26 protein-coding genes are annotated in these 26,986 nt (G+C 35.1%); 15 read left to right on the top strand and 11 right to left on the bottom strand.

What is annotated here, in order from left to right; genetic code table 11:
- Positions 1 to 300 precede the first annotated feature (300 nt).
- Together P164_RS19185 and P164_RS11370 are read left to right on the top strand one after the other, a co-directional pair.
- Positions 301 to 1,773: an outer membrane beta-barrel protein gene (locus P164_RS19185; protein WP_410503392.1), complete on the top strand. Its 1,473-nt coding sequence runs from the start codon at positions 301 to 303 to the stop codon at positions 1,771 to 1,773.
- A gap of 119 nt (positions 1,774 to 1,892) precedes the next feature.
- Positions 1,893 to 4,694 (top strand): outer membrane beta-barrel protein, encoded by a 2,802-nt coding sequence (locus tag P164_RS11370; RefSeq protein WP_028376501.1) that lies wholly within the window; start codon positions 1,893 to 1,895, stop codon positions 4,692 to 4,694.
- Positions 4,695 to 4,820: 126 nt separating this feature from the next.
- Here P164_RS11370 and P164_RS11365 read toward each other — a convergent pair whose 3' ends face one another.
- Together P164_RS11365 and P164_RS11360 are read right to left on the bottom strand one after the other, a co-directional pair.
- The gene (locus P164_RS11365) at positions 4,821 to 5,189 is read right to left on the bottom strand and encodes a hypothetical protein (RefSeq protein WP_234405856.1); all 369 of its coding nucleotides are present in this window, start codon (positions 5,187 to 5,189) and stop codon (positions 4,821 to 4,823) included.
- A 4-nt stretch (positions 5,190 to 5,193) separates the two neighbouring features.
- Entirely contained in the window at positions 5,194 to 6,663 is a 1,470-nt protein-coding gene (locus tag P164_RS11360) for a tetratricopeptide repeat protein (protein ID WP_028376499.1), read from the bottom strand.
- A gap of 151 nt (positions 6,664 to 6,814) precedes the next feature.
- Here P164_RS11360 and yiaA point away from each other — a divergent pair, with 151 nt between their 5' ends.
- Positions 6,815 to 7,279 carry an inner membrane protein YiaA gene (gene yiaA / locus P164_RS11355; RefSeq protein WP_028376498.1) on the top strand — a complete coding sequence of 155 codons (465 nt, stop codon included), beginning with the start codon at positions 6,815 to 6,817 and terminating at the stop codon, positions 7,277 to 7,279.
- A gap of 103 nt (positions 7,280 to 7,382) precedes the next feature.
- Here the strand turns inward: yiaA and P164_RS11350 are convergent, their stop codons facing one another.
- Genes P164_RS11350 through P164_RS11325 form a run of 6 tightly spaced genes read right to left on the bottom strand, consistent with a single transcriptional unit; the run spans position 7,383 to position 11,064 of the window.
- Positions 7,383 to 7,835, bottom strand: a complete 453-nt coding sequence (locus P164_RS11350) for a hypothetical protein (protein WP_028376497.1) — start codon at positions 7,833 to 7,835, stop codon at positions 7,383 to 7,385.
- Positions 7,836 to 7,880: 45 nt separating this feature from the next.
- Positions 7,881 to 8,702 carry a TPM domain-containing protein gene (locus tag P164_RS11345; protein ID WP_410503391.1) on the bottom strand — a complete coding sequence of 274 codons (822 nt, stop codon included), beginning with the start codon at positions 8,700 to 8,702 and terminating at the stop codon, positions 7,881 to 7,883.
- Positions 8,690 to 9,130 carry a TPM domain-containing protein gene (locus P164_RS11340; RefSeq protein ID WP_028376495.1) on the bottom strand — a complete coding sequence of 147 codons (441 nt, stop codon included), beginning with the start codon at positions 9,128 to 9,130 and terminating at the stop codon, positions 8,690 to 8,692. Before P164_RS11340 ends, P164_RS11345 begins: the two co-directional genes overlap by 13 nt.
- On the bottom strand, positions 9,130 to 9,747 hold the full coding sequence (locus P164_RS11335; protein ID WP_028376494.1) for a LemA family protein: 618 nt from the start codon (positions 9,745 to 9,747) through the stop codon (positions 9,130 to 9,132). The genes P164_RS11340 and P164_RS11335 overlap by 1 nt, the downstream gene beginning before the upstream one ends.
- Positions 9,748 to 9,757: 10 nt before the next feature.
- The gene (locus P164_RS11330; RefSeq protein ID WP_028376493.1) at positions 9,758 to 10,087 is read right to left on the bottom strand and encodes a MerR family transcriptional regulator; all 330 of its coding nucleotides are present in this window, start codon (positions 10,085 to 10,087) and stop codon (positions 9,758 to 9,760) included.
- On the bottom strand, positions 10,087 to 11,064 hold the full coding sequence (locus P164_RS11325; protein WP_028376492.1) for a M23 family metallopeptidase: 978 nt from the start codon (positions 11,062 to 11,064) through the stop codon (positions 10,087 to 10,089). Before P164_RS11325 ends, P164_RS11330 begins: the two co-directional genes overlap by 1 nt.
- A gap of 131 nt (positions 11,065 to 11,195) precedes the next feature.
- Between P164_RS11325 and alaS the strand changes: the two genes are divergently transcribed.
- The 11 genes from alaS (at position 11,196) to P164_RS11270 (ending at position 23,474) form a co-directional block, all read left to right on the top strand.
- Positions 11,196 to 13,808, top strand: coding sequence for an alanine--tRNA ligase (gene alaS, locus P164_RS11320; protein WP_028376491.1), 2,613 nt, complete (start codon positions 11,196 to 11,198; stop codon positions 13,806 to 13,808).
- 9 nt (positions 13,809 to 13,817) lie between these two features.
- Positions 13,818 to 14,765, top strand: coding sequence for a GSCFA domain-containing protein (locus P164_RS11315; protein WP_028376490.1), 948 nt, complete (start codon positions 13,818 to 13,820; stop codon positions 14,763 to 14,765).
- 70 nt (positions 14,766 to 14,835) lie between these two features.
- Positions 14,836 to 15,345, top strand: coding sequence for a DUF6252 family protein (locus tag P164_RS11310; RefSeq protein WP_028376489.1), 510 nt, complete (start codon positions 14,836 to 14,838; stop codon positions 15,343 to 15,345).
- A gap of 205 nt (positions 15,346 to 15,550) precedes the next feature.
- Entirely contained in the window at positions 15,551 to 16,618 is a 1,068-nt protein-coding gene (locus P164_RS11305) for a hypothetical protein (RefSeq protein WP_028376488.1), read from the top strand.
- Between the two features lie 208 nt (positions 16,619 to 16,826).
- Positions 16,827 to 17,063 (top strand): hypothetical protein, encoded by a 237-nt coding sequence (locus tag P164_RS11300; protein WP_028376487.1) that lies wholly within the window; start codon positions 16,827 to 16,829, stop codon positions 17,061 to 17,063.
- A gap of 81 nt (positions 17,064 to 17,144) precedes the next feature.
- On the top strand, positions 17,145 to 18,926 hold the full coding sequence (locus tag P164_RS11295; RefSeq protein WP_028376486.1) for a sensor histidine kinase: 1,782 nt from the start codon (positions 17,145 to 17,147) through the stop codon (positions 18,924 to 18,926).
- 112 nt (positions 18,927 to 19,038) lie between these two features.
- On the top strand, positions 19,039 to 19,764 hold the full coding sequence (locus tag P164_RS11290) for an NUDIX hydrolase (protein WP_081817367.1): 726 nt from the start codon (positions 19,039 to 19,041) through the stop codon (positions 19,762 to 19,764).
- 152 nt (positions 19,765 to 19,916) lie between these two features.
- On the top strand, positions 19,917 to 20,567 hold the full coding sequence (locus P164_RS11285) for a response regulator (protein WP_028376484.1): 651 nt from the start codon (positions 19,917 to 19,919) through the stop codon (positions 20,565 to 20,567).
- A gap of 97 nt (positions 20,568 to 20,664) precedes the next feature.
- Complete coding sequence (locus P164_RS11280; protein WP_028376483.1) at positions 20,665 to 21,279, top strand: DUF4230 domain-containing protein; 615 nt, start codon at positions 20,665 to 20,667, stop codon at positions 21,277 to 21,279.
- A gap of 22 nt (positions 21,280 to 21,301) precedes the next feature.
- Positions 21,302 to 23,092 (top strand): sensor histidine kinase, encoded by a 1,791-nt coding sequence (locus P164_RS11275; RefSeq protein ID WP_028376482.1) that lies wholly within the window; start codon positions 21,302 to 21,304, stop codon positions 23,090 to 23,092.
- Positions 23,079 to 23,474, top strand: a complete 396-nt coding sequence (locus tag P164_RS11270; protein ID WP_028376481.1) for a response regulator — start codon at positions 23,079 to 23,081, stop codon at positions 23,472 to 23,474. Before P164_RS11275 ends, P164_RS11270 begins: the two co-directional genes overlap by 14 nt.
- Positions 23,475 to 23,476: 2 nt before the next feature.
- On the opposite strand, the gene P164_RS11265 is transcribed toward P164_RS11270, so the two are convergent.
- The gene (locus tag P164_RS11265; protein WP_028376480.1) at positions 23,477 to 25,249 is read right to left on the bottom strand and encodes an aromatic amino acid hydroxylase; all 1,773 of its coding nucleotides are present in this window, start codon (positions 25,247 to 25,249) and stop codon (positions 23,477 to 23,479) included.
- A gap of 117 nt (positions 25,250 to 25,366) precedes the next feature.
- On the opposite strand from P164_RS11265, the gene P164_RS11260 reads away from it, so the two are divergent.
- On the top strand, positions 25,367 to 26,119 hold the full coding sequence (locus P164_RS11260) for an enoyl-CoA hydratase/isomerase family protein (RefSeq protein ID WP_028376479.1): 753 nt from the start codon (positions 25,367 to 25,369) through the stop codon (positions 26,117 to 26,119).
- 39 nt (positions 26,120 to 26,158) lie between these two features.
- Here the strand turns inward: P164_RS11260 and P164_RS11255 are convergent, their stop codons facing one another.
- Both P164_RS11255 and P164_RS18715 read right to left on the bottom strand, forming a co-directional pair.
- The gene (locus tag P164_RS11255; protein ID WP_028376478.1) at positions 26,159 to 26,701 is read right to left on the bottom strand and encodes a DUF4136 domain-containing protein; all 543 of its coding nucleotides are present in this window, start codon (positions 26,699 to 26,701) and stop codon (positions 26,159 to 26,161) included.
- Between the two features lie 77 nt (positions 26,702 to 26,778).
- Positions 26,779 to 26,940, bottom strand: coding sequence for a DUF5522 domain-containing protein (locus tag P164_RS18715; protein ID WP_159106028.1), 162 nt, complete (start codon positions 26,938 to 26,940; stop codon positions 26,779 to 26,781).
- Between the last annotated feature and the right edge of the window lie 46 nt (positions 26,941 to 26,986).

Below are 26,986 nucleotides of genomic sequence, written 5' to 3'. Positions count from 1 at the left end.
GAGTTTAACGGCGATTACTTTTTTGACCGAACAAATACAGATACCCGAAGCCGCAGAGAGCGGGAAAATATATTACCTGATACGACCTATTTCTCAAATTCTGAAAGTAGTAGTAATGCTTTAAATGATAGGCATCGGGCAAATGCACGTGTAGAAGTAGAGTTTGATACGCTAACCAGACTTTCATTCTCACCACGTTTTAATACAAATACCTTAAAATCTATGCGCACATCAAATGCAAACTCACTTGATGGAAACCGCGATTTAGTAAACAACACAGAAACTTCAGACCAGGAAGATGTGTTTAATTTAAGAGTGCGCAACAATCTTGATTTTATAAAACGTTTTGGGAGTAGAGGCGCCTATTTGCGATTAGACCTTTCGCAGGAATATAACAATCAGGAGAATGATAATTTATATTTTTCTGAAAGTAACTTTTTTGGTGCAAATGCCCGTACAGAAACACAAGATCAGTTTATTGCTGAAGATGAAAAAGAATATCAATATGGACTAGGTATTGAGCAACGATTAGTTTTGGCAACAGACTTTTATCTGGATTTGAATTATAATTTATCATCATCATCGTCTACAAACTCGAGATATGTTTTTGAGGCTGATGCTACCGGCGATTATACCGTACGTAATGATACACTTAGTAGTAATTTTGAAGTAAAAACCTATAGAAATACACCCAGTGTAGGACTGAATTACGACCACGAGGGATGGCGCATAAATGCAGATGTAGGTCTCTTAAATACCATTTTAAAAAATGACAACCTGCTTAGTCCTGTAAGTTTTGATAATACCTACAATAATCTGTATATACGTACAGGTATTCGGTATGAATTACAACGTTCTAAAAGCATATATATAGATTACCGCACAAATGCAAATACCCCGTCTATACGAGAATTACAACCGGTTCCAGACCGTACAAACCCATTAAATATTGTAATAGGTAACCCGGCATTGCGACCTGCTTATAGCCACAATATAGGAGGTGGTTTTAGAAGTTTCAATTTTGGTTCTGGTGGAGGAAGCGGAATTTTTAGTTCGTTCTCTCTAGATTTTACTGAAAATCAAGTTGTATCTGTGAGTACTATAGGAGAAGATTTGAGACGTACTACTACCTATGCAAATGTAAACGGAGCGATGTCTGCTTCGGCAAGGGTTTTTTATACTAAAAATACGCGTAAAGAAGCACGTGAATTTAGATATAGATTAAGTCTAACGGGTAATCACGATAAGAACGTAGGTTTTACTAACGGTACGTTATTCAATTCAAAAAGACTGCGTATAAGTCCCGGCATTAGTTTTACGTATGCGATACAGGAGCTTTTTAATATTAATCCTAGCTATAGTTTAACTTATAACGATACAAAATATTCAATAAATGCTAATCGTGATCAAGAGTTCATAAACCATAGAGTAGGATTTGAAGCAACAAGCTTCTGGCCAAAAAATATCATATTTGGTAATGACATCACCTACAACTATAATGGCAATGTTTCTCCGGGTTTTCAGAACTCATCTATATTATGGAATACTAGTCTTGGATATCAATTCTTAGATGAGAAAGCAACAGTAAAGCTTAAAGTATACGACCTTTTAGATCAGGTAGTAGATACACAGAGAATCACAGGAGATGATTATGTGCAGGATACAAACAGTCTAATCTTAACGCAATATGCGATGTTGAGCTTAACTTATAAGCTAAGTAACTTTGGAGGTAAAAGTGGCGGCTCACCCGGTGGGTCCCGTAGAAGAAGATAAAAACTTGGATTAGTTCTAATTAGTAGTCTGATCGAGGTGTTAAAATTATCTTAAATACTATAACTAATCTTATAGTTATAAATTAATTGCTGTAATTCGTACATCAATCAAAATCATTTATGAATAATCGCTATCTACTAAGCTTAGTAATAAGCTTAATCTCCATTTGTACATTTGCTCAAGATTTCAAAATAACCGGAAATCTTAAAGACGGTGAGCAGAAAACCCCTTTAGAAGCGGCAACTGTCGTATTAGAAACTATTAAAGACAGCACAGTTATTACTTATACTATAAGTGATCGCAATGGTGGCTTTGAGCTAAAAGGACGTACACAACTAGAAAAGGCTAATCTCTTTGTAACTTTTGTAGGTTATGAGTCTTATGAACGGGAAATAGACATTTCTAAAAGTAGCAATCTAGATTTAGGAACGGTTTTCTTAGATTTTCAGGTAGAATCTTTAGGAGATGTTATTGTTAAGTCGAGAACTCCACCTGTGATTATTAAGAAAGATACGTTAGAATTTAATGCAGCCTCCTTTAAGACTAAACCAGATGCTACGCTTGAAGATTTATTAAAAGAATTACCGGGAGCAGAAGTTGATGAAAGCGGGCAAATACGTATAAATGGGAAGCCTGTAAATCAAATTTTAGTAAATGGAAAGCCATTTTTTGGCGACGATCCTACCATAGCAACACGTAACCTTACTAAAGAAATTATTAATAAAATACAGGTTGTAGATACAAAAACTGAGTCTGAAGAATTTGCTGGAGAAGAGGGAGATGCAGACAATAAAACGATAAATATCACAATAGACGAAGATAAAAACAAGGGAATTTTTGGGCGAGTTGCGGCAGGTGCGGGTACAGATGACCGTTTTGAATATGCCGGTCTTGTTAATTATTTTGACAATGACTTACGCGTAAGCGTTCTGGGAGGAGGAAACAATATTAATTCCCCCGGATTTAGTTTTGGAGAAATTGAGAAAATGTTTGGCGGGGCTAACTATATTGCTTTTAACGACAATGGGTCATTTAATATTAATGGCCGAAGCTTTGGAGGAGGTCAGGGAGTGACTAATTCTCGTACAGCGGGAGCAAATCTCGCTAATGACTTTGGAGAAAAGATAGAAACCTCTGCAGATTACTTCTATTCGGCAGCAGATAGCTTTGAAGAAACAAACCGCTCACGCGAAAATATTCTACCTCAGAATCGTTTTTTTTCAGAGTCTTTTTCTTCTTCAAATACCAGCACAGACAATCATAGCGCAAATATGCGTTTTCAGGCTAAAATAGATTCTACGCTTATGATTGAGATCTTACCAAAATTGAGATATGTTGAAGGAAGAAATAACAACTTTGGGAGATCATCTACTAGAAATGCAGATGGTGAGCAGGTAAATGTTAGTGAATACAACAACCGTGGTGTTAGAACCAATCGCGAATTTGAAACACGATTAACCACAACTAAAAAATATGGTAATGGAGGTGGTTTTATTAGAGCCAATGCAAATGTGAGTAGTAATGATAATGAGCGGGATGATTTTTTAAATTCCCAAACAGATGTCTTTGGCAATGACCCGCAAGAAATAGATCGAAATCAATTTACAGACGGAAACGATCTGGTTAAAAAATTTAATTCAAGTGTATCGTGGCGCTTACCTATTATCGCTAAAAAGCTTTTTGTAGAGACTAAATACGAGTATAATGCAGAACGCAGAACAAATACGCAGCTCGTTTATGGTTTTGACGCAACAGACCAATTGTATAACGAAATCATATTACCTCAAAGTACCGATTTTAAAAGTGAAAATACCTATCAACGACCAGAGCTAGGATTTAATTATAATGGAGAGAAATTAAATGCAGGTTTAAGTGCAGGTTATGTTATGCGGAAGCTTACCGGTGAAGATCGTCTTACAGATGAGAATGGTGACCGGGTGCGGGATATTGATTTTGAGAATGATTTTGATGCGGTTGAGGCAAATGCGAACTTTAGATACAGGTTTAATAAAAAAATGAGTTTATGGACGAGTTATCGTCTTAATAACGATGCTCCAGACGTGCGACAATTGTCGCCATATGTAGATGTTTCAGATCCATTGAATACAATACAGGGTAATCCTAACCTTGATCCCACAAACAGGCATTCATTTAACTTAGGCTTAAATAACTATGATTGGGCTTCGCGAACCGGTTACTATAGTTATTTTAGTGTAAATGTCACTAATAATCAAGTTGTTAATCAAACGCAGGTAGATGACAATTTTGTAAGAAATACCACCTTTACAAATGTAGATGGTACCTATAATGCATACGCGAGTTTAAGCTATAATAAAGATTTTAAGTTAGATAGTTTACGCACACTTAAAGTAGAATTAAGCACCTACGGAAATTTAAATAGGTTTGTAAATTTCTTTAATGCAGATCAATATGCGAGTTTGACTAAGAGTTATACACCAGCTTTAGGACTTCGGTTTACGTGGAAAGATCTCTTTGAGATTCGACCGGAGTACAGAGTTAGTTTTACTGAAACTTCGTTTAATAGAGATTTCTTCGAAGGCCGAAATTTTACTCAGCATAACATGCGCATACGTACCACTACCTATTTTCCAAAGTGGCTCACCTGGGAAAATGACATCAGATATGTTTATAACCCTAATGTAGGTGCAGATTTTCAGCGAGACGCTATTTTTTGGAATACTTCTCTTGCATATTCTTTTATGAAAGATAAATCGTTAATTACCTTTAAAGTATATGACCTGCTTGACCAAAATACAAACTCGCGTCGTAATGCTACAGAGTCGTATGTAGAAGATGTACAAAGCACCGTTTTACAGCAGTATTTTATGTTGAGTTATAGCTATAAGTTTAATACACTGGGTAAGAAAGGTGAGGTAAGAGAGAATAATTGGTTTGATTAACGACTAATCTAAGATCTTCAAACAGTTCATTTATAAGGTTTTTAATAGAAATATAAGACTTAAAAACGTCTTCAGATTTAATAATTAAGCTTAATAATAAGTAGTAATTTAGGCAATAAATCAAATCTATTTTTGATGAAATAATAGCGGTTTTCTGATGTGAGTAGCGAAGATAGTTGCTACAAGAATTAGGATTACAGTTTCAGCAGGTTTTCCTTTATAAACATGTATTGAAACAATAAAGGTCATATACAAAACCAGCATTGCTGTTCCAATCAGTATTGTTTTTTTATATAAGAAAAGAACTGTTCCTGCTAAAATAAAAATACCTGCTGTAATCATTATAGCACTACTTTCTATTATTTTTCCGGTTTGGCTGTGATTAATTAGTTTGTCTAAAGCATTCGGTATATAAAATAATGTCAATACCAGCGAAGGAAACCCTATCAATATCCTATTTAGGATTTTTTCTACGTCTACTTTTTGTTGAGTCATAATTTTATCGTTGTGTGATTAGTTTTGAATGTTTGCCAACGAGTTCTAGAGTAACCTCGTAAAGATTGCGCTTGTACATTTTAGATTTCAGCCAGGCATAAAAGCTCATGGCAAATAGATCTTCACGGTCATTACCTACCCATTTAAAAGACCCTTCAACCTGTTCTAAAAAAGATACTGTTGTTACAATCTGCGGATTATCATAGTACATACCTGCAAGTTTAATAAAGTGTATCGCTCGTTCTTCTCCTAAAGCAAGGAGTTTGCTAAAGAATCGTTTATGTAAAGATTTTTGTTTCTGTAGTACAAGATCAAGTTTATCTAACTCAATTAATAAAAGCAGCGCAATGATTTCTTTCTTAACAACCCAAAGAAGGCCCAGCTGTTTCTCATAAAACTGATCACTATGATTCAGCTTTTTATAAGTTGTATAAGCGTCTTTAAACCTATTTTGATGAAAATAAAGTGTCATTAAAAGCAATTGCTCTCTGGGAGACTTATCTTTTACGTTTTCACAAAGTAAAATAGCCTGATTATAATGTCCCAGATAGTTTAATGCGAGCGATTTAAGCACCAGAGCCGAAATGTAAAATTGATTGCGATACTTATCTATAAGTTGTGTATTTAACTCCTCAAGATAAGCAATTGATTTCTTGAATTTTTTATTTCTAAATGCATTTGAAGCCATTAGATATAAAATCTGCAAATGATAATAGCTGTGTTTTTCTGAAGTGTTTTTTTGTTTTATAAACATAAAAGCCTCTTCCATTAATGGGGCTATATGGTAATAATCGCTCTCTAATTCTGCCGTGTCACTCAATAAATCCATAAACTGAAACAAAGATTTATAGGTGAATTCCTCATTAGGCACAATGTCAAAGCGCTTAAAGGTATCTTCTAAAATGTTTAATGCGTTTGGTGTAGTGTTTTGCAATTGGTTTTTTAATGATGCATAGGCTTGTTGTAATTTAAAAGCAGAATTAAGATGTTCTAAATTTTTACTGCTTTTAACTAAAACATCTTCAAAATTAATATGCTCAATTAGATGTACATATTGCAGCTGCGTATCATAAATCTCATGTAATGCGGTATATAATTCATAATGAACGGCAAGTGCTTCTGCTTTGCAAATGGTTTTCCAGCCTAGTTTATTAAGCTTTTGTTCAAAGAGAATTCTACTTGCTAAAATGAGTTTTAATGTCAACATCTCTTCGCCAGATTCTTCAGAAAAACTTTTAGAAGCTATAAAATCTAGAAGGCTATCGAGTAAGCGTTTATTTAATGCGTGGTATGCATTACGGTTGGGTTTTTTATAGAGTGACTCGTGAAGATTTAGAGTTTCACCTTTACAGACTTTTTTAAACAGTTCAATGTTTTTTGTGTCGCCTCGCCTGTTTTTATTTTTCAAAAACTGTATAACCTGATGTTGCTCTTCAGCAGTAAAGGTATTTATTAATTGAAATAGAGCAGACATTTAATCGTAAGTTATTGATAAGATTAACCCAATAAATATAAGGATTAAATATAGATTGATATGAATTAAATAGTAAGTATTTAAAAAAAATGAAGTTTCAATTTGTCTTTTGTCATGGCATCTTTGTTATCTAATTATCAAAACAACTAGTATGGAAACTACATTTGAAAACGAGAAAAACACGTTGAATTCTGAAAGTAATAAGCAGCACAGCGTATTAAACAGTAAACCTACATCTGCATTTGTATCTGCTGCCTGGTCAGCTCTGTTTATTGGTATGACTGCGTTCTGCATCGGTTTATGGAACGCCTCTATGTTACTCAACGAGAAAGGGTACTATTTTACGATTTTACTATTTGGGTTATTCTCGGTAATATCTGTACAGAAGAGTGTGCGGGACAGACAGGAGGGAATAGAAGTGACGGATATTTATTACAGTATAAGCTGGTTTACGACAATTGCTTCAATCTTATTATTAATAGTAGGGCTGTGGAATGCAGATCTTACGCTTAGTGAAAAAGGGTTTTATGGTATGGCATTTACCTTAAGTATGTTTGCTGCAGTAACTGTTCAGAAAAATACACGTGATTTAAAACTGTATCAAAAAGTAAAATAGATATAAAAACATACATCAAGACCTGTTTTGTTTACACAACAGGTTTTGATAGTTAGATCAAAACGACTCTATACCTAAGAGTCGTTTTGTATTTAAAATAATTTTAAGCTTCTAAGGCTTTTAAATACTGAAGAAGATTTAATAGATGTTGTTCTGAGTGAACACGCATCAATGTATTAAAATACCAGAGACCGTCATTTAAACTAGTATTCTCTAAACGCCAGGCCACTTCGCTTAAATCTAAGATAAGGTCTGTAAGGTCGTCTAAGGCATCACCTTTTTCGATTTGAAGCTTATTATTATGATCTAATATTCCGTCTAAATTTGAATAGAATCCAAAATCTGGGAAATTCAATTTTACCTGAGCGTACACAATACCATAGTCTAAACGTTTTACATCGTTGTACACCTGTTGATCAAAATTTGATTCAAGATTTATATAAAGCGCATAAACGTCTGCAAGTGCTTTTTTAAGTGTTTTGTGTTTGTTATCTAGGATCACAGTTTTAGTTCCGAACTGTGTGACTTGATGAATAAGGTCTATAAAAGAATTCAAGAAATGCGTTTTTAAATATTGAGTCTTGCGAGTTAGATAAAGTATCTACCAGCCACCAGAAGCGCCACCGCCTCCAAAGCCACCACCACCGAAGCCGCCTCCAAAACCGCCACCGCCACCAAAGCCACCGCCAGATGAACCTCCACCAAAGCCACCGCCACCCAGACCACCACGGCCCATACTGCTAAGTATAATTACATCGAGCAAACTGCCGGCACCACTGCGACTACCACCATTTTTACCACCACCACGTGTACGGCTTAGAATAAAAACAATCACAATAAAAATGATTATTATGGGCAGTAAGCTCACAGGTTTAGAATTATCCTGCTGTCGTGTACCTTCATATTCGCCCTGTAGCATTTGAAAAATAGCATCTGCAGCCTGGTCCAAACCCGCATAAAAATCTCCATTTCTAAACTGCGGAATCATTACCCGGTTTACGACTTGTTCTGCCATTCTATCTGTAATAATAGTTTCTATACCATACCCGGTATTGATGTCTACTTTACGATCTTGAGTAGCTAACGTAATAAGAATACCATTGTCTTTATCTGCCTGACCTATTCCCCATTTTTGACCCCATTTTGCTCCTAGCATACTAATGTCTTCCCCTTTTGTACTAGGTATTACAACGACGACAATTTGTGTTGAGGTGGTGTCGCTATATTTAACAAGCTTATTTTCTAGAGCAGCTTTTTGACCTGCGTTAAGCAGATTTGCATAATCGTAAACACTGGTCTGCTTTGAAGGTTTTTCAGGGATATCATATTGAGCAAAGCCTTTTGCCGAAAGACAAAAAAGCAATGCCAGAATTAATAAATGGCGAATGGTATATAATCGAGGTAAATAAATCAAGAGGTCGATATTTCGTCAGAGAGTTCATTAACGTCATCATCATCCCAGGGGAAGAAATGCGCGAGTTGCTCTCCGGCAGATTCTATGCCTTTTACAAGGCCGGTTTTAAAGTGAGCATTTTTAAATTCAGCTTGCATAAGATCTTTTGTACTTTGCCAAAAATCTGCAGGAACTACTTTGTTGATGCCACGGTCCCCACAAATAGCAAATTTCTTTGCATCTACTGCAACATAAATAAGAACGCCATTTTCGGCTTTAGTATTATCCATCTTTAATTGATGAAAAAGTACCTTAGCTCTATCTAAAGCTTCTTGCTCACAGTCGCGTTCTAAATGAACGCGTATCTCGCCAGAAGTCTTTAGCTCTGCTTGTCGTATCGCTTTAACGATTTCCTGTTCTTCTTCCGCAGTTAAAAATTCTTCTACTAAAGATGCCATTATGCTGCGTCCTTTTTGTCGAAGTCAAAATTTACTTCAGGAGCATTTTGTGCACCTTCATCTGCTTTAAAATAACCCATCTCTTCAAAGTTACCTATGAAGTTATTTATCACATTATTTGGGAATGTTTTAATGTGTTTGTTATATGGAGCAATTGCCTCATTATAACGGTTACGCTCTACATTTATACGATTTTCTGTACGCTCTAGCTCGTTAATAAGTTCTTTAAAGTTCTCATTTGCTTTTAAATCTGGGTAGCGTTCTACCGTAACTAAAAGCCTAGATAATGCTGAGCTAACACCGCTTTGTGCCTGTTGAAATTGTGCCAGTTGCTCTGGAGAAATATTTGTAGGATCTATAGTAACACCTGTAGCTTTTGAGCGTGCCTCGATAACATCGGTTAGGGTTTTTTGCTCAAACTCTGCATAACCTTTTGCTGTGTTCACTATATTAGGAATAAGATCAGATCTACGCTGGTACGAGCTCTCAACGTTACCCCATTGTGCAACGGCATCTTCTTTTAATGTGATTGCGGTATTGTAAAAACCTTTAAAAAATGAGTAAGCAATGATTCCAAGTAGTACAACTACGACAATTGCGATAATTCCTTTTTTCATGTTAGATTGATTAGAGTTGATCTTTTAATTCTTGAAGCTGAGCTTTTATGTTTTCTAGCTTTCTAATAAGATCAAATTTGTTTAATGTTTGTTGTTTATTTTCTTTTAAATGAGTTTTAGCCCCTTCTAAGGTGAAGCCTCGCTCTTTTACCAGGTGATAAATTAGCTCCAGATTTTTTATATCTGTAGGAGTGAATTTACGGTTGCCCTTGGCATTCTTTTTTGGTTTTAAGACATCAAATTCTTTTTCCCAAAAGCGTATAAGTGATGTGTTTACATCAAAGGCATCAGCTACTTCGCCTATGCTGTAATATAGTTTTTCGGGCAGTTGAATATGCATTAATCCAAGGATTGGTTTTCGAGTTGTGCTTTTTGTAAAATTACATCAAACTCTTCTGGCGAAAGGTTTCCGTAGTAAAAATTAATTGGGTTTATACGTTCACCGTCTTTAAAAATCTCATAGTGCACATGAGGTCCCTCAGAACGGCCTGTGCTTCCTACAAAACCTATTAAATCTCCACGTTTAACCTTTTGTCCTGGTTTTACATTGTATTTGTAAAGGTGGGCATATAAACTTTCATAACCATAACCGTGGTTAATACGTATATGATTACCATAACCAGTAGCATTATTATCTGCACGATCTATCACACCATCTCCTGTAGCATAAATAGGCGTACCTCGCGGAGCAGTAAAGTCCATACCCCAATGCATTTTACGTTCTTTAGTAAATGGGTCAGATCGCAAACCGTAACCCGAGGCAATACGTGTTAAATCTTTATTAGCAACCGGTTGTATTGCAGGTATCGCAGCCAGAAGTTTTTCTTTTTCTTCAGCTAAAACAGCAATTTCATCTAGAGATTTGCTTTGTACTACGAGTTGTTTAGTTAAAATATCAAGACGCTTACTGGTCTCTATGATTTTTTTAGAATTGTCATACCCTTCTAAGTCTTTGTATCTGTTTACCCCACCAAAACCGGCTTTACGTTGCTCATCGGGTATAGGGTTTGCCTCAAAATATAGGCGGTAAATATTGTTGTCTCGTTCTTCGATCTCTCCCAAAACGGTTTGAACCTGATCTAATTTTTTATTGAGTACGCCATATTGCATTTTCATATTTTGCAATTCGCGTTGTAATGCTTTTTCGTGGGGTGTTTCTAGATCTGGAATATTGAGGTAAATAAGAAGTAAGATAAAACCGGCTAAGAAAGAAGCGCCAATAGATAGTAGAACATAACCTAGTTTGCGGCCTTTTTTCTTTTCAATCTTTTTGTAAGAAAGGGTATCTCTGTCGTAATAATATTTAACCTTAGACATTAGCTAATTTATTCTATTTTTGCGTTAAAATTTTCGGCTCAAAATCCGCTTTTACCAAGGGGAAAACGAACAAATATAAAAAATAGTTTAGTGTCACTTTTAGTTTAACTAAACGCTATTAAAATCTGCACATGAAATCTCAAGAAATCCGCGATAAATTTCTAGAATTTTTTAAATCCAAAAATCATTCCATTGTAGCCTCTGCGCCAATGGTTATTAAAAATGATCCTACGTTGATGTTTACAAACGCAGGAATGAACCAATTTAAGGAATTTTTTCTTGGTAACAGTATTCCAAAAAATACGCGGGTGACAGATACGCAAAAATGTCTGCGCGTAAGCGGAAAACATAACGACCTAGAAGAGGTAGGTAAGGATACCTATCACCATACGATGTTTGAAATGCTGGGCAACTGGAGTTTTGGAGATTATTTTAAACCCGAAGCTATAAATTGGGCCTGGGAGCTTCTAACTGAAGTTTATAAAATAGATAAAGACAAATTGTATGTTACCATTTTTGAAGGTGACAGCAGTGAAAATCTGGATCGTGACACTGAAGCTTATGATTTGTGGAGTAAACACGTTGCCAAAGACCGTATCCTTAACGGAAACAAAAAGGATAACTTTTGGGAAATGGGCGATCAGGGACCTTGTGGGCCGTGTTCAGAAATTCATGTTGATTTACGTACCGAGGAAGAAAAGGCAAAAGTATCTGGAGCTTCACTGGTAAATGCAGATCACCCACAAGTTGTTGAAGTATGGAATTTAGTTTTTATACAATACAATCGTAAAGCTAACGGAAGTTTAGAAAATCTTCCTGCAAGACATATTGACACCGGGATGGGATTTGAGCGCTTATGTATGGCGTTGCAAGACAAAAAATCAAACTACGATACCGATGTTTTTACACCCTTAATTCGAGAAATCGAAACCATTACCAATTCTAAATATGCAGTTACAGAAGAAACTGATATTGCAATACGAGTAATAGCAGATCACGTAAGAGCGGTGGCTTTTTCTATCGCAGATGGGCAACTGCCAAGTAATACTGGTGCCGGTTATGTAATACGCCGTATACTGCGTCGTGCAATACGTTATGGTTTTACCTTTTTAGATACTAAAGAACCCTTTATTTACAAACTGGTAAATGTTCTTTCTGATGAGATGGGTAAAGCTTTTCCCGAGCTTAAAAAGCAACAGAATTTAATTTACAATGTTATTAAGGAAGAAGAACAAAGTTTCTTACGCACTTTAGATCAGGGTTTAATTTTATTAGATTCGATACTGGCAGAGACTACAGGTAAGGAAGTATCTGGAGCAAAAGCTTTTGAATTATATGATACCTATGGTTTTCCTATAGACTTAACAGCACTTATTTTAAGTGAGAAAGGTTTCAGTCTAGACGAGAAAGGGTTTCAGGCTGAATTGCAAAAACAAAAAGACCGCTCTCGTGCTGCCGGAAAAATTGAAGCTGGCGATTGGACTGTCTTAAGCGATGATGCAGAAGAAGAGTTTGTGGGTTATGACACGCTAAAAACTCCGGTAAAAATTACCCGCTACCGTAAAATAAATACCGCTAAAGAAGGTGATCAATACCAACTTGTTTTTAATCTAACCCCTTTCTATCCTGAAGGTGGTGGGCAAGTAGGTGATAAAGGATATTTAGAAGCTCCTAACGGTGATGTAGTTTATATTACCGATACAAAGAAAGAAAACAACCTCATTATACACATTGCTAAGAACCTTCCTAAAGATCTTGAGAATACCTTTACGGCTGTTGTTGATGAGAAACAGCGCAGCAGATCTGCTGCTAACCATACGGCGACCCATTTATTGCATCAGGCATTGCGATCTATTTTAGGTACTCATGTGGAGCAAAAGGGATCTATGGTACACAGTGGGTATTTGCGTTTTGACTTTTCGCATTTCGCAAAAGTAACTGCAGACGAATTGAAACAGGTAGAGCAATTTGTAAATGCGCGTATTCAAGAACAATTAGCTTTAGAAGAGCAACGCGCAATTCCTTACGATCAGGCAATTGCAGAAGGTGCAATTGCACTTTTTGGTGAGAAATACGGGGATGCTGTACGTGCTATTCGTTTTGGTAAGTCTATGGAGTTGTGCGGAGGAACGCACGTTGCTAACACCGCAGACATCTGGTATTTTAAAGTGAAGTCAGAAGGTGCTGTAGCCTCTGGGATACGCCGTATAGAAGCCATTACCGGTGATGCGGTAATGCAGTATTTTGAAGAGCAAGATGAGCAACTTGAGGCGGTAAGAGATCTGTTAAACAATACTAAAGAACCTGCAAAAGCTATTGAAAGTTTACAGGAGGAAAACAACGAACTTAAAAAACAGCTCGAATCTCTGTTGGCAGAAAAAGCTAAGGGATTAAAAAGCGAGCTTAAAACAGAATTAGAAGCATTAAACGGAATTAATTTTCTGGCACGAGAGGTAGATCTTGACGCAAACGGAATTAAAGACCTTTCATTTCAGTTAGGTGGTGAGGTAGATAATCTCTTTCTCCTGCTAGCTTCTCGACAGGGAGGTAAGGCTTTACTAAGTTGTTATATTGATAAAGAATTAGCTAAAGCAAAAAATTTAAACGCAGGTACTATTGTACGCGAATTAGGTAAGCACATACAAGGAGGTGGCGGCGGCCAGCCATTTTTTGCAACAGCCGGAGGTAAAAATCCCGAAGGTATTGATGCTGCTTTGAGTGCTGTAAAATCATACATCATTTAAAACAACGTATTGAAATTACAAACAACTATACCGCTAAAGCAATCTGATCGTCCTATAGACTATGACTCAGAATTGCTTTTAATAGGGAGTTGTTTTGTTGAGCATATAGGAGCTAAGTTAAGCGACTTTAAATTTAAGTCGCTTACTAACCCCTTTGGTATTTTGTTTCACCCCGAAGCAATCGCACGTCTTTTTGAACGCGCTGTTTCTCAAGAGCAATTTACCGTCTTAGATGTAGAATTAGTAGATACTTATTATGTCTCATTAGATGCACATTCTAATCTAAATGCTTCAACAGATTCTACAGTCGTACTCAATCTAAATACGGCGTTAGAAGACTTTCAGCATAAAATAAAAAAAGCTTCTCACGTAATTATAACTTTAGGAACTGCCTGGGGTTATAGACATATTTCACACAATAAGATTGTGGCAAATTGCCATAAAATCGCCCAAAATAAATTCACAAAAGAGTTAGCTAGCGTTGTCGAGGTTGAGCATGCATTAAACCGTATTGTAAAAGCTGTAGAGGCAATAAACCCACAAGCTTCGGTCATATTTACAATATCGCCTGTACGGCATCTTAAAGATGGTTTTGTAGAAAATCAGCGAAGTAAAGCCCATTTAATCACGGCAGTACATGCTATAATTACTAGTAATAGCAAGGTTCAATATTTTCCATCTTACGAGATAATGATGGACGAATTGCGTGATTACAGATTTTATGATCGTGATTTAATACATCCTAATGAACTCGCTGTAGATTATATCTGGGAGCGCTTTTCTTTTGTATATTTTGCTTCGGAAACACAAAAAATAATGCTTCAGGTTGAAGAAATCCAACGAGGCTTGAGACATCGTCCATTCAATCCTTCTTCAGTACAACATAAGAAATTCCTTAGAAAACTTGACGATAAAATAACTGCTCTTAAAATACAAATACCTCACATTCAGTTTTAAATAGGGCAAATGCCTAATGGTTTTGTGTTTTTGTTTACGAGACATTTGTCTTGTAACTAAAAATCAAATCATGAGATCAACTGCAAAATTCTTTTTAGCTTTTATTTTAGGTCTACTTCTAATTTCGTGTTCTAGCGATGACGATGGTGGTGTTAGCAATGCTGTAGATGGTAAACTCACCGCAACTGTAGCAGGTAAATCATATACCTCATTTCCTGAGGCGACACTTGCAGAAGTTAATACTTCTGCGGGTTTTGAGGTTATTACAATTTCTGGAGGTTCAGTAGATTCTGAAAATATTCAAATAACGATAATAGGTTTTGAAGGTGTGGGCAGTTACAATCTCAATGCGATGAGCTCGGGTACGTATTCTTTTCTTACAAATAAATCAGACTTTAATAGTGTGCAGATTTATTCTACAGCTGGTGGTGTTACAACTAGCGGGGAAATTAAAATTTCAGAATATAAAGAAGGTGAGCGTGTAAAGGGAACCTTCAAGTTTACCGGTTATCTTCTTAGTGATACTTCTAAAAAAGTAGAGTTTAGTGATGGGGAATTCAATATAACTATCAAAAACTAGTAAGTATAAAAAAATCTCGAGTGTTGAGGTTTTTACGCGAAGCCGGAAGTTGAAGAAATTCTTCTTTCGGCTTTATTATTTAGGAATTCTGAAGAAATAACAGTCAATTTTAAACTAGAGGATAAGAAATATAGGGCAAATGCCGTATTGATTACTGCTTGAAAATCAGTCACTTTTGAGGTGTAAAAACTTTAATTTTTTAATTATGAAAACAAATTATTTTTTAGCAGTATTCTGTCTGCTAGTATGTTATAACAGTTTAATTGCCCAACAAGTAAGTGAATTGAATGTAAAACTTGATCATTGGGGACAGAAGCCTAGTGATAAAATGTCTAAAAATGTTTACATATCTGATTTTCAGGTAATGGTAGAAGTCTACCGTGAAGATGTTGATTATAAAAAAGAAAAGGAGTTTAGAGGTATTGGAAGAGGTGAGGCAACTGCACAAGCCGCGTTAGGACTTAAAGGTGTTGATGCTCAATTATTACAGGCTCAGGTTGATAAACTGTACAGCGAATTTGTAGCAGATCTTAAAGCTAAGGGTTACACGTTAATAGATGTGGAAACTGCAGCAAAAACAGATTATTATAAAAATGCCGAGCGTATGCAAGGTCCTAACATTCGAGAAAGTGCCAATCCTGGTTATCTTGAGATTTTACCAAGTGGAGCAAGTTTTATGGTAAGTAAGCGTGAAGCCGAAGGTAAATCGAGTAATAAAGCAGGAATTATGGGTAACTTAAAAATGGTGGGTAAAGCTGTTTCAGGACCTAATCAACTCTCAAAAGATCTTAACGACGCCTTAATAATAGAAGTTAAACTGGCTCTTAATTTTAGTGAAGCCGGTTCTAACTGGTTTAAGAGTTTATCTGGCGCAAATGCACAGGTTAAAACAAATCTTATGCTGGGAACGCATACAGTACAGGCTCCCAAAACAAAAGGACTGCGTATGAAAGGACAGGAAGAAGTGTATACCATACCCAATACTATAGAATTCTACCAGGGGGCAGGATTGAAAAAAATTCAGTCTAAAGGTTATTTAAAGAAACCGGTTTACATTTCAGGAGTTATAGATGATACCAAGTCAAGTGCCTACGATAAGGGTGCTTCGATCACCTATACCAATATTGGAGATTTATTTGTTGTAAAAAACACCTACAGCACCATAAGTACCAATGCTAAATTTGCAGAAACCGATGGCGTTAAATTGGCTGACGGACTTTACAAATCTGCCAGTGCTTTTTTAAATGAGGAGTTGAAAGAATTTTTTGATTAACCATTCTAAATACTTAATTACAATAACTGCCTGATCTAAAGTCGGGCAGTTTTTTTTATTTAGATTAACGAAGAGCTCTCAATGCATTTAAGAAATCCTCAATTTTAAATTTATTTATTTTAGAGTCCTTTAATTTAAAATTCGGGCAATTTAGTGTTTAAGGAGAATACTCATTTTTACAATAACTACCGTAACTAAAAGTGCTTATATGAAAGTGGTTTTTTATATTATTTATGTAATGGCTTTAGCATTAGTGCTGCTGTATTTTCAATTTTCTAAACAAAAAAAAACGGCAGTATACTGCAGTAAAATAAAATTGCTGAATGCAAGACTTGAGCTGAACAAATCACAACGAGAGATTCGAAAAGAGGGGTTAATGAATTACGACTTTCTTCGCTATAATTTAAAAGAATCGCTAATCCTTCAAAACGAAATTTTGCTTTAAAATTTACTTATATTTAATTGTATATCAAGGAATTTACGATTTCTATATATTTAGATTTTAAATCATTTATAATCTGTTTTTATGAAAAAAAAATACCTTCTTGCATTCTGCATTTTCATTCTAACCTTTCGTTTTTCGGCACAAGACATTAAAGTTATTGATTCAATCAATGCCATTCTTGTTCAAAACAGTTCTTTAAAAACCGATTCTTTGCTGGTTATTTTTGAGCAAAATTTAAATGCAGCTCAGAAAATTAATTACAAAAAAGGAATGGGAGAAGCCTATAAAAACATGGCTACCCTATATGGTTATGAATCTAACGGTGCTAAACGTGTCGCTTACAACCTTAAAGCCATTCGTATTTTTGAAGAAAATAATTTTAAACCTCAAGCAGCAAATCTGTATGGAGAGATGGGCTACGGAATGAAGCGTGATGATATGATTAAGGCTCAATACTATATGAATAAGGGCATTAATATGGCCGAAATAGGCAATTATAAAGAGGTTTTAGATCGCACATATAATAATTATGGGGTACTTAAAGAGATGCAAGGTCAGTTAGATAGTGCCCTTTATTTTTATAAAAAAGGATTAGCTATCGTTAAAGAACGTGATTATAAAGAAGGTTTCCCGTATAGTTACAGCAATCTTGCCGGAGTTTATGGGCAACAAGGTAAATACGATTTATCTAGAGAGTATTTTTATAAAGCAATGGCTATACGGGAAGAGATAGGAGATCATAAGGGTATAGCAGAGAATTACACCCAGATAGGTGAGGTTTTTATGGCAGAAAATAAACCACAACAGGCCATACCTTTCTTTAAGCAGTCATTACCAATAGCACGTAAAGAGGACTATAGGTTTTTAATGCAATATACGTACGAGCAACTTTCTAAAGCATTTAAAAACTTAAAGCAAACTGACTCTGCCTTATTTTATTTTGAAAAGTTCTCAGCATTTAAAGACAGTATTAATGGTTTAGAAGCAAGTAAAGAGATAGCAGCACTTGAATTAGAATATGAAACCGAACAGAAAGAAAATCAAATCTTGCAGCAACGTGCCCAACTGGCTGAAAAGGATTTAGAAGTACGTCAAAAAAACAGCTATTTGTACGGGAGTCTGGGCTTAATTTTGATTTTGGGACTTTTAAGTTATTTAATTTATAACCGGCACAAACTTAAAAATAGTCAGCTAAAAAAAGAAAAAGAACTCGAGGTTGCATTAGCTAAAATTGAAACGCAAAATCGTTTAGAAGAACAGCGTTTACGTATTTCCCGGGATTTACACGACAACATAGGATCTCAAATTACATTTATCATTTTAAGTATAGATAATTTGAAGTATGCTTTAAAAAGTAAAGATCAAAAAATAACCGAAAAACTTACACAGATAAGTGAATTTGCTTCAATAACAATCAACGAACTTCGGGATACGATCTGGGCAATGAATAAAGAAACTATTTCATTAGAGGAGCTGCAAATACGTATTGCAAACTTTATAGAACGGGCACTGGCAAGTCGTGATACCATCTTATTTAAATTTGAGAATTCAACAGACTTACCCGGGGATTATAGTTTTACTTCTATAGAAGGCATAAATATTTATCGCATCATTCAGGAGGCTGTAAACAATTCTCTAAAATATGCAGATGCTGCTACCATTAATATTGAAATTGATAAAAACAATAACCACTTAGAAATTAGAATTTATGATGATGGGAGTGGTTTTGATTTAAAAAAATATGAGCCGGGTAATGGGCTTCTTAATATGAAAAAAAGAGCTTTAGATATAGGCGCAGACATAGTTATTACAAGCAAGCTTAATCAGGGTACTTTAATAAGACTTTCAACTAAAATTTACTGAATGGCAGCAGAGTGAGAATTAAATGTCAAACTAAAAGTTAGTTATACTCATTTTATACAAATTAGGTATTTATATAAAAAAAAACGTATTTTAAACACTTAAAATTAAAAATATGACCCCAAGTTCTGCTAGTGACATGCATTTAGGACACAAAGATTTTTATGCTCAAAACGATAAAATTTATGTAGCGACAGATTGCATAATATTTGGCTTTGATGATGGCGATCTTAAATTACTTGTTTTTAAGAGAAGAGTTGAGCCTAACTCGGGTATATGGTCATTGATAGGAAGTTTTGTTAAACTGGGAGAAGATGTAGATGAGGCAGCAAGACGCGTATTAAAAGAGATCACAGGTCTTAATCAGTTATTTTTAGAACAATCTAAAACCTACGGAAAAGCAGATCGTGATCCCGGTTATCGCTGTTTGTCTGTAGCGCATTATGCGCTCATACGCATAGATGATTATGATAAGCAATTAGTAGAAGAGCACGGTGCTTTCTGGTATACATTAAAAGATTTACCGGCTTTAGCTTTAGATCATAATCAAATGGTTGCCGATGCTTTAGATATGTTACGCCGTAAGTCGCGTTATCAGCCTATAGGATTTGAGCTACTTCCTGAAAAATTTACGATTCCGCAGATGCAAAAATTATATGAAGCGATCTATCAACGGGAGCTTGATCCTCGTAATTTTAGAAAAAAAGTATTATCGCTTAAAGTTCTGGTGAAGCTTGACGAAAAAGATAAAACGAGTTCAAAGCGTGGTGCGTATTTATACCGTTTTGATTCAGAAAAATATCAGGAGCTTTTAGAAAGTGGTTATAATTTTGAGATTTAGTGAATGAGGAATAGGGGGAATACCCTATTTTAAAAGATAAATCTTACCATTAAATTTAGGAAGATTTAGCAAGTTAAAGTATGCTTTTAAAAGTGCTAAGACCTGGGGAAGTATTAAGGTTCTTCACCAGTTTTTTTATTTCCCATTAGTTTATGGATGTAAAAATTGCAATCGTTGACGATAAATTTTTTTTAGCAAAAGCAGTTGCTGAAAAATTGTCTTTTTTTAAAGAATTTAAATTAAAATTTATTGCAGAAAATGGGAAAGACCTTCTTAATAATCTGGAAACAAATAATGGCATTCATCTTATTTTGATGGATATTGAGATGCCTATTCTTAATGGTATCGAAGCAACAATCTTAGTAAAACAGAAATACCCTCAAATAAAAATTATTATGCTCACCGTTTTTGATAACGACGAGCATATTTTTAATGCAATTAAAGCTGGTGCAGACGGTTATCTTTTAAAAGAAACCAGTCCCGATAACCTGCATAAGGGTATTCTTGAAACACTTGCGGGTGGTGCAGCAATGAACCCTTCAATTGCGATGCGCACTTTAAAATTACTTCGCAATCCTGAATCTCTTAAAAGTTTTGAAGACAGAGAGGATATCTTGTTGTCAGACCGGGAAATAGAAGTCCTGGAACAACTGAGCAAAGGGTTGAATTATACCGCTATTGCCCAAAATTTATTTTTATCTCCTAGTACTGTTAGAAAGCATATTGAGAATATTTATAAAAAACTTCAGGTGCACAGCAAACTTGAGGCGGTTCAAAAGGCCAAAATTAATAATATCATCTAACAACGTTAATTTTCTTTAAAAACGGTTTCAAGTTTTTTTATCTTTTTTTTTGTGGGTACATTTAAAAAATATATTTATCTCCACTAGCATTGGCTGTATGCGCAGAATACTTATTCTCATTACCATTATTGTTTTAGGGATTTTTACCTATCTCTATTTTAAGGATAAAAGCGATCAACGTGCTGCATTGTCACAAGCCACCGAATTAATTGAGAAGGAAATTAAAAATGTAGGTAAGCTCATAGTTACAGAAGGATCTTTTGCGCAGGTCTTTACATATAAAGATTCAAAAAAAATGTATCTAGATATACTAACCGCTAATAAAAAAGCTTTAGTGGTGGTAAATGCAAAGGTTACTATTGCATATGATTTAAGAGCTTTAGAAACAGATGTTGATATAGCTAATAAAACAATCACGATTACACATATCCCAAAGGCTGAAATTAATATCAATCCTGACATTGAGTATTATGATGTTACACAGGATTACCTCAATCAGTTTGGAGCTTCAGATTACAATACCATTAAAAAACGTGTTATGGTAAGTTTGAAAAAAAAGATTGAAGCCTCAGATTTACGAGAGAATGCAGAAAATCGTCTTATCGCAGAACTTTCTAATATATATGTAGCAGTTAATACTTTAGGTTGGACTTTAAAATATAATAAAACAGAAATTACAAACTCTCAGGAGTTAAAAAATATATTAGATTGATTTGGATAGCAAAAACGATGACATGAAATATAGTTCTTCAACACTAGAAACTATTAGTGTATTGCCGGGTTCGATGGCTGTTTTTGATAAAGCATGTAATGTATTATCATCTTCAGAAGAATGGAAAACTACGGTTAAACCAGAATTAGAAATCGCTTACAACACCCAGCACGAATTTACTTTAAATTTTGAAAATTCAATACAGGAGGCTTTTAGAAAAGGGAATGCTCATTTCATTGTTGATGTACCCGTTAAACAAGTACGTTATAAATATAAATTTAGCAAATTTGAGACTGAAGGTGAAGCTTTAGTCTTAGCGCAACGCATTTTAAGTACTCGACCTAAAGAATACAGAAAGGAAGAGTTATTAAAGCAAACAAACAAGGTTGCTTATATAGGATTTTGGGAACTAAATCTCATAACTAAATCTATATATTGGTCTGAGGTTACCCGTAAGATTCATGAAATACCAGATGACTTCAAACTAGATTTAGACACCGGTATTAATTTTTACAAACAAGGGGAAGATAGGTCACGTCTTACACAAGTAATAAATCGTGCTATTGAATTTGGGGAGTCGTGGGATGAAGATTTTACACTAATAACATATACAGGTAAAGAGGTCTATGTAAATGCTAGAGGCAAGGCAGAATTTGAAGATGAGAAATGCGTACGTCTTTTAGGTACGTTTCAGGATATTACAGATAGGGTTGTAAAAAATGACCAATTACGTATAAGTGAAGAGCAATTTAGACTTGCATTTGAAAATACACCTATTGCCTTTCTTATTATAGATGTAGAAAGTTTTAAAATTTTAGAAGTTAACGAAGCTTGCGAAAAGATTTTTGGGTACAACAAGAATCAATTTTTAAAGAAAAAAATCACAGACTTATATAGGCCAGACGAGTTTCAGAAGAACTACCTTTTAATAAAAAATCTTTTTCATCAAAATTCTCGTAAAATTGAAAATGAACAGAATTTCTTACATAAAAATGGAAATACTATTCTAGCTAAAACCTACTTTTCTCTAAATTATGATTCTAAAGGGAAACCAAATAAAATCATTGCTCAAATACAGGATATCACAGAGCTTAAAAAACAGAATGAAGAAATAAATCGCTTTGTAGAGGTTACTACAAATCAAAATACACGCTTAATAAATTTTGCACATATTGTATCGCATAACCTAAGATCTCATTCTAGTAATATAGGTATGCTTATAGAGTTTCTAAAAAATGAAAAAGATGAAGAAGAGCGTGAGATGCAATTTGAAATGCTTGCTCAGGCTTCTTCTATGTTAACAGAAACCATATCGCACTTAAATGAAGTAGTATCTGTAGACATTAATTATCAGGATAAAGAAGAATTAGATCTATATAAATATATAGAAAATGGAATTCGTTCTGTTAGGGGACTTATGGTAGAAGTTAACTTTCAGATTTTAAATCGTGTTCACGAAGGATTCAAAATATATGCTGTACCGGCATACTTAGAGAGTATTATACTTAATATAATTACAAACTCAATTAAATACAGAGACCCTAAGCGTAAATCCTGGTTACAGATTTCTGCAGAGCGTATTAATGGGTATGTGATTATCACTGCTTCAGATAATGGCCTGGGTATTAATCTAGAACGCTATGGAGATCGAATTTTTGGTCTTTACAAAACTTTTCACGAACATTCTGATGCACGGGGATTAGGTCTTTATATGACTAAATCTCAAGTAGAAGTTATGGGAGGTTCAATAAACGTACAGAGCAAGGTAGGAAAAGGGACAACATTTATAATAAAACTAAATGAAAAAAATTAAACTGGCTTGTATCGTAGATGATGACCCTATTTTTGTTTTTGGGATCAAAAAAATGATGAAGCTTACAGAATTTTGCGAGAACTTTCTTGTCTTTTCTAATGGTCAGGAGGCCTTAGATTCGTTAATCGCAATTATACAAAAAGGCGAAGATGTTCCGCAGTTGATACTTCTTGACCTTAATATGCCGGTGATGGACGGTTGGGAGTTTCTAGAAGAATTTACTAAAGTTAATCCGCCAAAAGAAATTACCATATATATTCTTACATCTTCAATAGATCCCAGAGATTTAAAGCGAGCCAAAAAATTTAATAGCGTGTCTAATTACGTTATCAAGCCTATAACTGTAGAGCAATTAGAAGATATTAAAAGTTCATTGTCTTAGATTTAATTTAAAACCTGCGAGTTATTTACTAAGTCCAGACCGTCTTTGATAAGGTGTTTTAATTTCGGTTTTTGAGATTGTAGTTGGTCTAAATGATTTAGAATTTCTAATTTGAGTTTCTCCATATTATCGGCAACCGCTATCTCATACAATTCTACTGAAAGCAACCAGTCAGTAGGGTGATATTTTATTAAAATATCAAACACAGCTTCCGGTGAAAATTGAGTATCCTTACCTTCTCTGTAATTTCTTACAGCCAGATAAAGACTTTCAAGTTCTTTGCGCTTTTCACTGTGTGTTGGTTTAACCGTGCTGCTGCTAACCTGATGATTAATCAAATTAAATGAATTGAAATCTGCAGGACCAGAAAAAGCAGAAACTATACGTTTTCCTACCCCAAGATGGTAAATACCCCATTCAGGTTTAAATAAAATACGTTTGCCTTGAGAAACGGTACAATCTTTAAAACTTATAAGTATAATTTTTCCTTTTAAGTTACGGGTGCCTGTAATGATTTCGCCACTTACTAATATATCTCCTTCAAACTTTAGATCAATTTTTTCACCTTCAAAAATGTTGTATGCCTGAAGGTCTTTAGGACTCATATCTTCAATTGCCAGATTTATTCCTTCCAGTTTACCTAAAGCGGTACCATAACCCTGAGGATGATTAAGCGTCCCGTGACCTATAAGTTCTTTTTCATGATACGATAGCGCAGTTTCTCCTTCAGTTTGAATATAAGCGACTTTATTTTTATGTGTGATAATATCTCGAAAGACACCAGAAATTTGAAGTCCCGTACTTAGTTCTACAGTTCCTAAATTTTTGCTTTGAATAAGCTTATTTATTCCTTCGGGACCTCCGGTTCTAAGTGCCATAGTATTTGCAAACTCTTCTAAAACTTCACTTAGATATGCAAAATTAGGAGTTACGTAAAGCTGAGGTTGTGGTTTTGTAATGTCAAATTCCTGAAAGGCAGCATCAGGACTATAAGGTATCTTTCTAACGGCATCGGTCATGCACCAGGCGCTTTCGCCTATTGAAGATAAAAGACCGGCCCCATAGATCTTAGGGTTTTCGGGAGTGCCTATTAGACCATATTCAACCGTCCACCAGTGCAAATTGCGTATGAGAGCCATTTCGCTAGGATCACCCATATTATTTTGTAAATGAGCTACTTCTTTTTCAGTTTCTTCGATTTCGCTTTCAGAAGAATCTTCGGCCTCTTTTAAGATTGAAAGTTTTCGTACAGCCTCATAAAGCTGGTAATCTTTAGCTGAAGAAATGGCTTTGCATCCTATTTCTCCAAAACGTCTGAGGTATTCTGCATATTCAGGATTAGCGATAATAGGAGCGTGACCTGCACCCTCGTGTATGATATCTGGCGCTGGGGTATATTCTATATGTTCTAGTTGTCGTATGTCTGAAGCTATAACCAAAACTTTGTATGCCTGAAACTCCATAAACGCTGCGGGAGGTATAAAACCGTCAACAGCAACCGCAGCCCAGCCAATTTCTTTTAAAATGCGATTCATCCCATACATATTGGGAATGTGATCTATAGAAATGCCTGTTTTATTTAATCCATCTACATATGATTTATGAGCTACAGTAGCGAGGTAGTCAAAATTTTTACGCATCACATAACGCCATACCGCTTGATTTATAGGAGTATAAGAATCATAATGCTGTGGCTTTATGAATTGCTTTAAATGAGCGGGAAGTCGCTCTATAAGTGGATTAGTTTCTATATTTTTATCTAATTCTGAATTCATAAATCAAATTTACAAAGATTGTCTTAAGTTGATATAATCAAATTTCAGACATTCTTAATTTAGAAGTTTAAATTTGAGGAATATTTAATTATAATATTCATTTACTAAATAATATTTATGCAAAGTTCTTTTGTAAGCCTTGATATTGAGAATGCCGTAGGCATACTTACCTTTTCTACTCCAGATCACAATGCGTTACCCAGCAGTATTTTATACGAACTCGAAAATAAAATTTTTGAAGCCGGAAAGATGAAACATTTAAAAGTTCTTATTTTAAAAAGTGGTGGCGATCGTACGTTTTGTGCAGGCGCCAGTTTTAAAGAACTTATTGCTATACAAAATCAAGAGGAAGGGAAAACATTTTTTATGGGATTTGCTAGAGTTATATTGGCAATGCGCTCCTGCCCGCTACCTATAATAGCAAGGGTGCAAGGAAAAGCTGTAGGGGGTGGAGTAGGTATCGCGGCGGCAGCAGATTATTGTTTAGCTTCAAAATATGCTTCTATTAAACTTAGCGAATTAACTATAGGGATTGGACCTTTTGTAATAGAACCAGCGGTAACTCGTAAAATTGGTGTGTCTGCAAGTTCGCAGATGACTTTTAAAGCCACAGCATTTTATGACGCATTATGGGCACAAGCTCAGGGTTTATATGCTGAAGTTTATAATTCTGTAGAGGAGCTGGATTTAGCTATAAAAGATTTAGCAAATAATATTGCATCCTACAATCCGGAAGCTACTAAGCAGGCAAAGCGTATTTTTTGGAAGGGTACAGAACACTGGCCAGGTCTTCTTGAAGAACGAGCTTCAATAAGTGGTAATCTAGTTTTATCTGAGTTTACGAAAGAAAAATTAAAATCGTACGCATAAAAAAAGCCCTCATTGAGGGCTTTTTAATAAAAGGATCTCTTAATTAGAAGCCATTTTTTTAGGAGGATATTCCTGCATTATTTCTCCTACAATTTCGTTGATACGTTCTTGTTTTCTTTCAACATCTCTAGCTAAATAACCGGTTCCCTGACCTTGCCATACCAATTCTTTCTTAGTAGCATCAATTAGATCGATATACAATGTGCCTTCGGTAGTTCTTGAAACGGTATTGCCAAAGCCGCCGCCAAAAGGTCCCCAGGGACCCCAGGCTCCCCAGCCCCAACCAAAATTGTTATATACATCAACACGTTGTTGCGCTGTAGTAAAGATGCTTACCAGCATTGCAGGATTGTCAGATTTTACAAAGCCTTTAGCAAGCATATTATCTTCAATTGCACGCAATATTCTTTTCTTGTCAAGATCAGAAATTTCAGCCTTATCTATACCGGGTTTAAAAAAAGCAAAGGTTTTGTATTCATTAAAATTTGCGCTCTGATCATAATCTGATGATACTCGCACAGTGCTACACGCCGAAAGCAGTACTACTACAGCAAGCAGAATAAAGGGTTTTAATTTTTTCATATGAAATATTTTATGGGTTATTGAAAATGAGCAAATTCTATTTTATAAATATCAATAATTATACCAAGATCATATAATTAGCTGCGTGATTTGTCATAATCATAAGGGCAATGTCTGCACCCACTTTTACAACAATATCCTCTCTTTAAGTGATATTGCTCTGTAAAGCATCTATAGCCTTCTGGTGTTAAATAATAATCGCCTTCTTCTAACGGTATTTGTTTTTTAAATTGACTCACAATTAAAGATATAAAAGATCAATAAGACTTGTGTAAATAAAGACTT

The organism is Leeuwenhoekiella sp. MAR_2009_132 (assembly GCF_000687915.1).
Lineage (GTDB): Bacteria > Bacteroidota > Bacteroidia > Flavobacteriales > Flavobacteriaceae > Leeuwenhoekiella.
The sequence above is the reverse complement of the archived record's forward strand: the minus strand, read 5'-3'. Positions and strand labels throughout refer to the sequence as shown.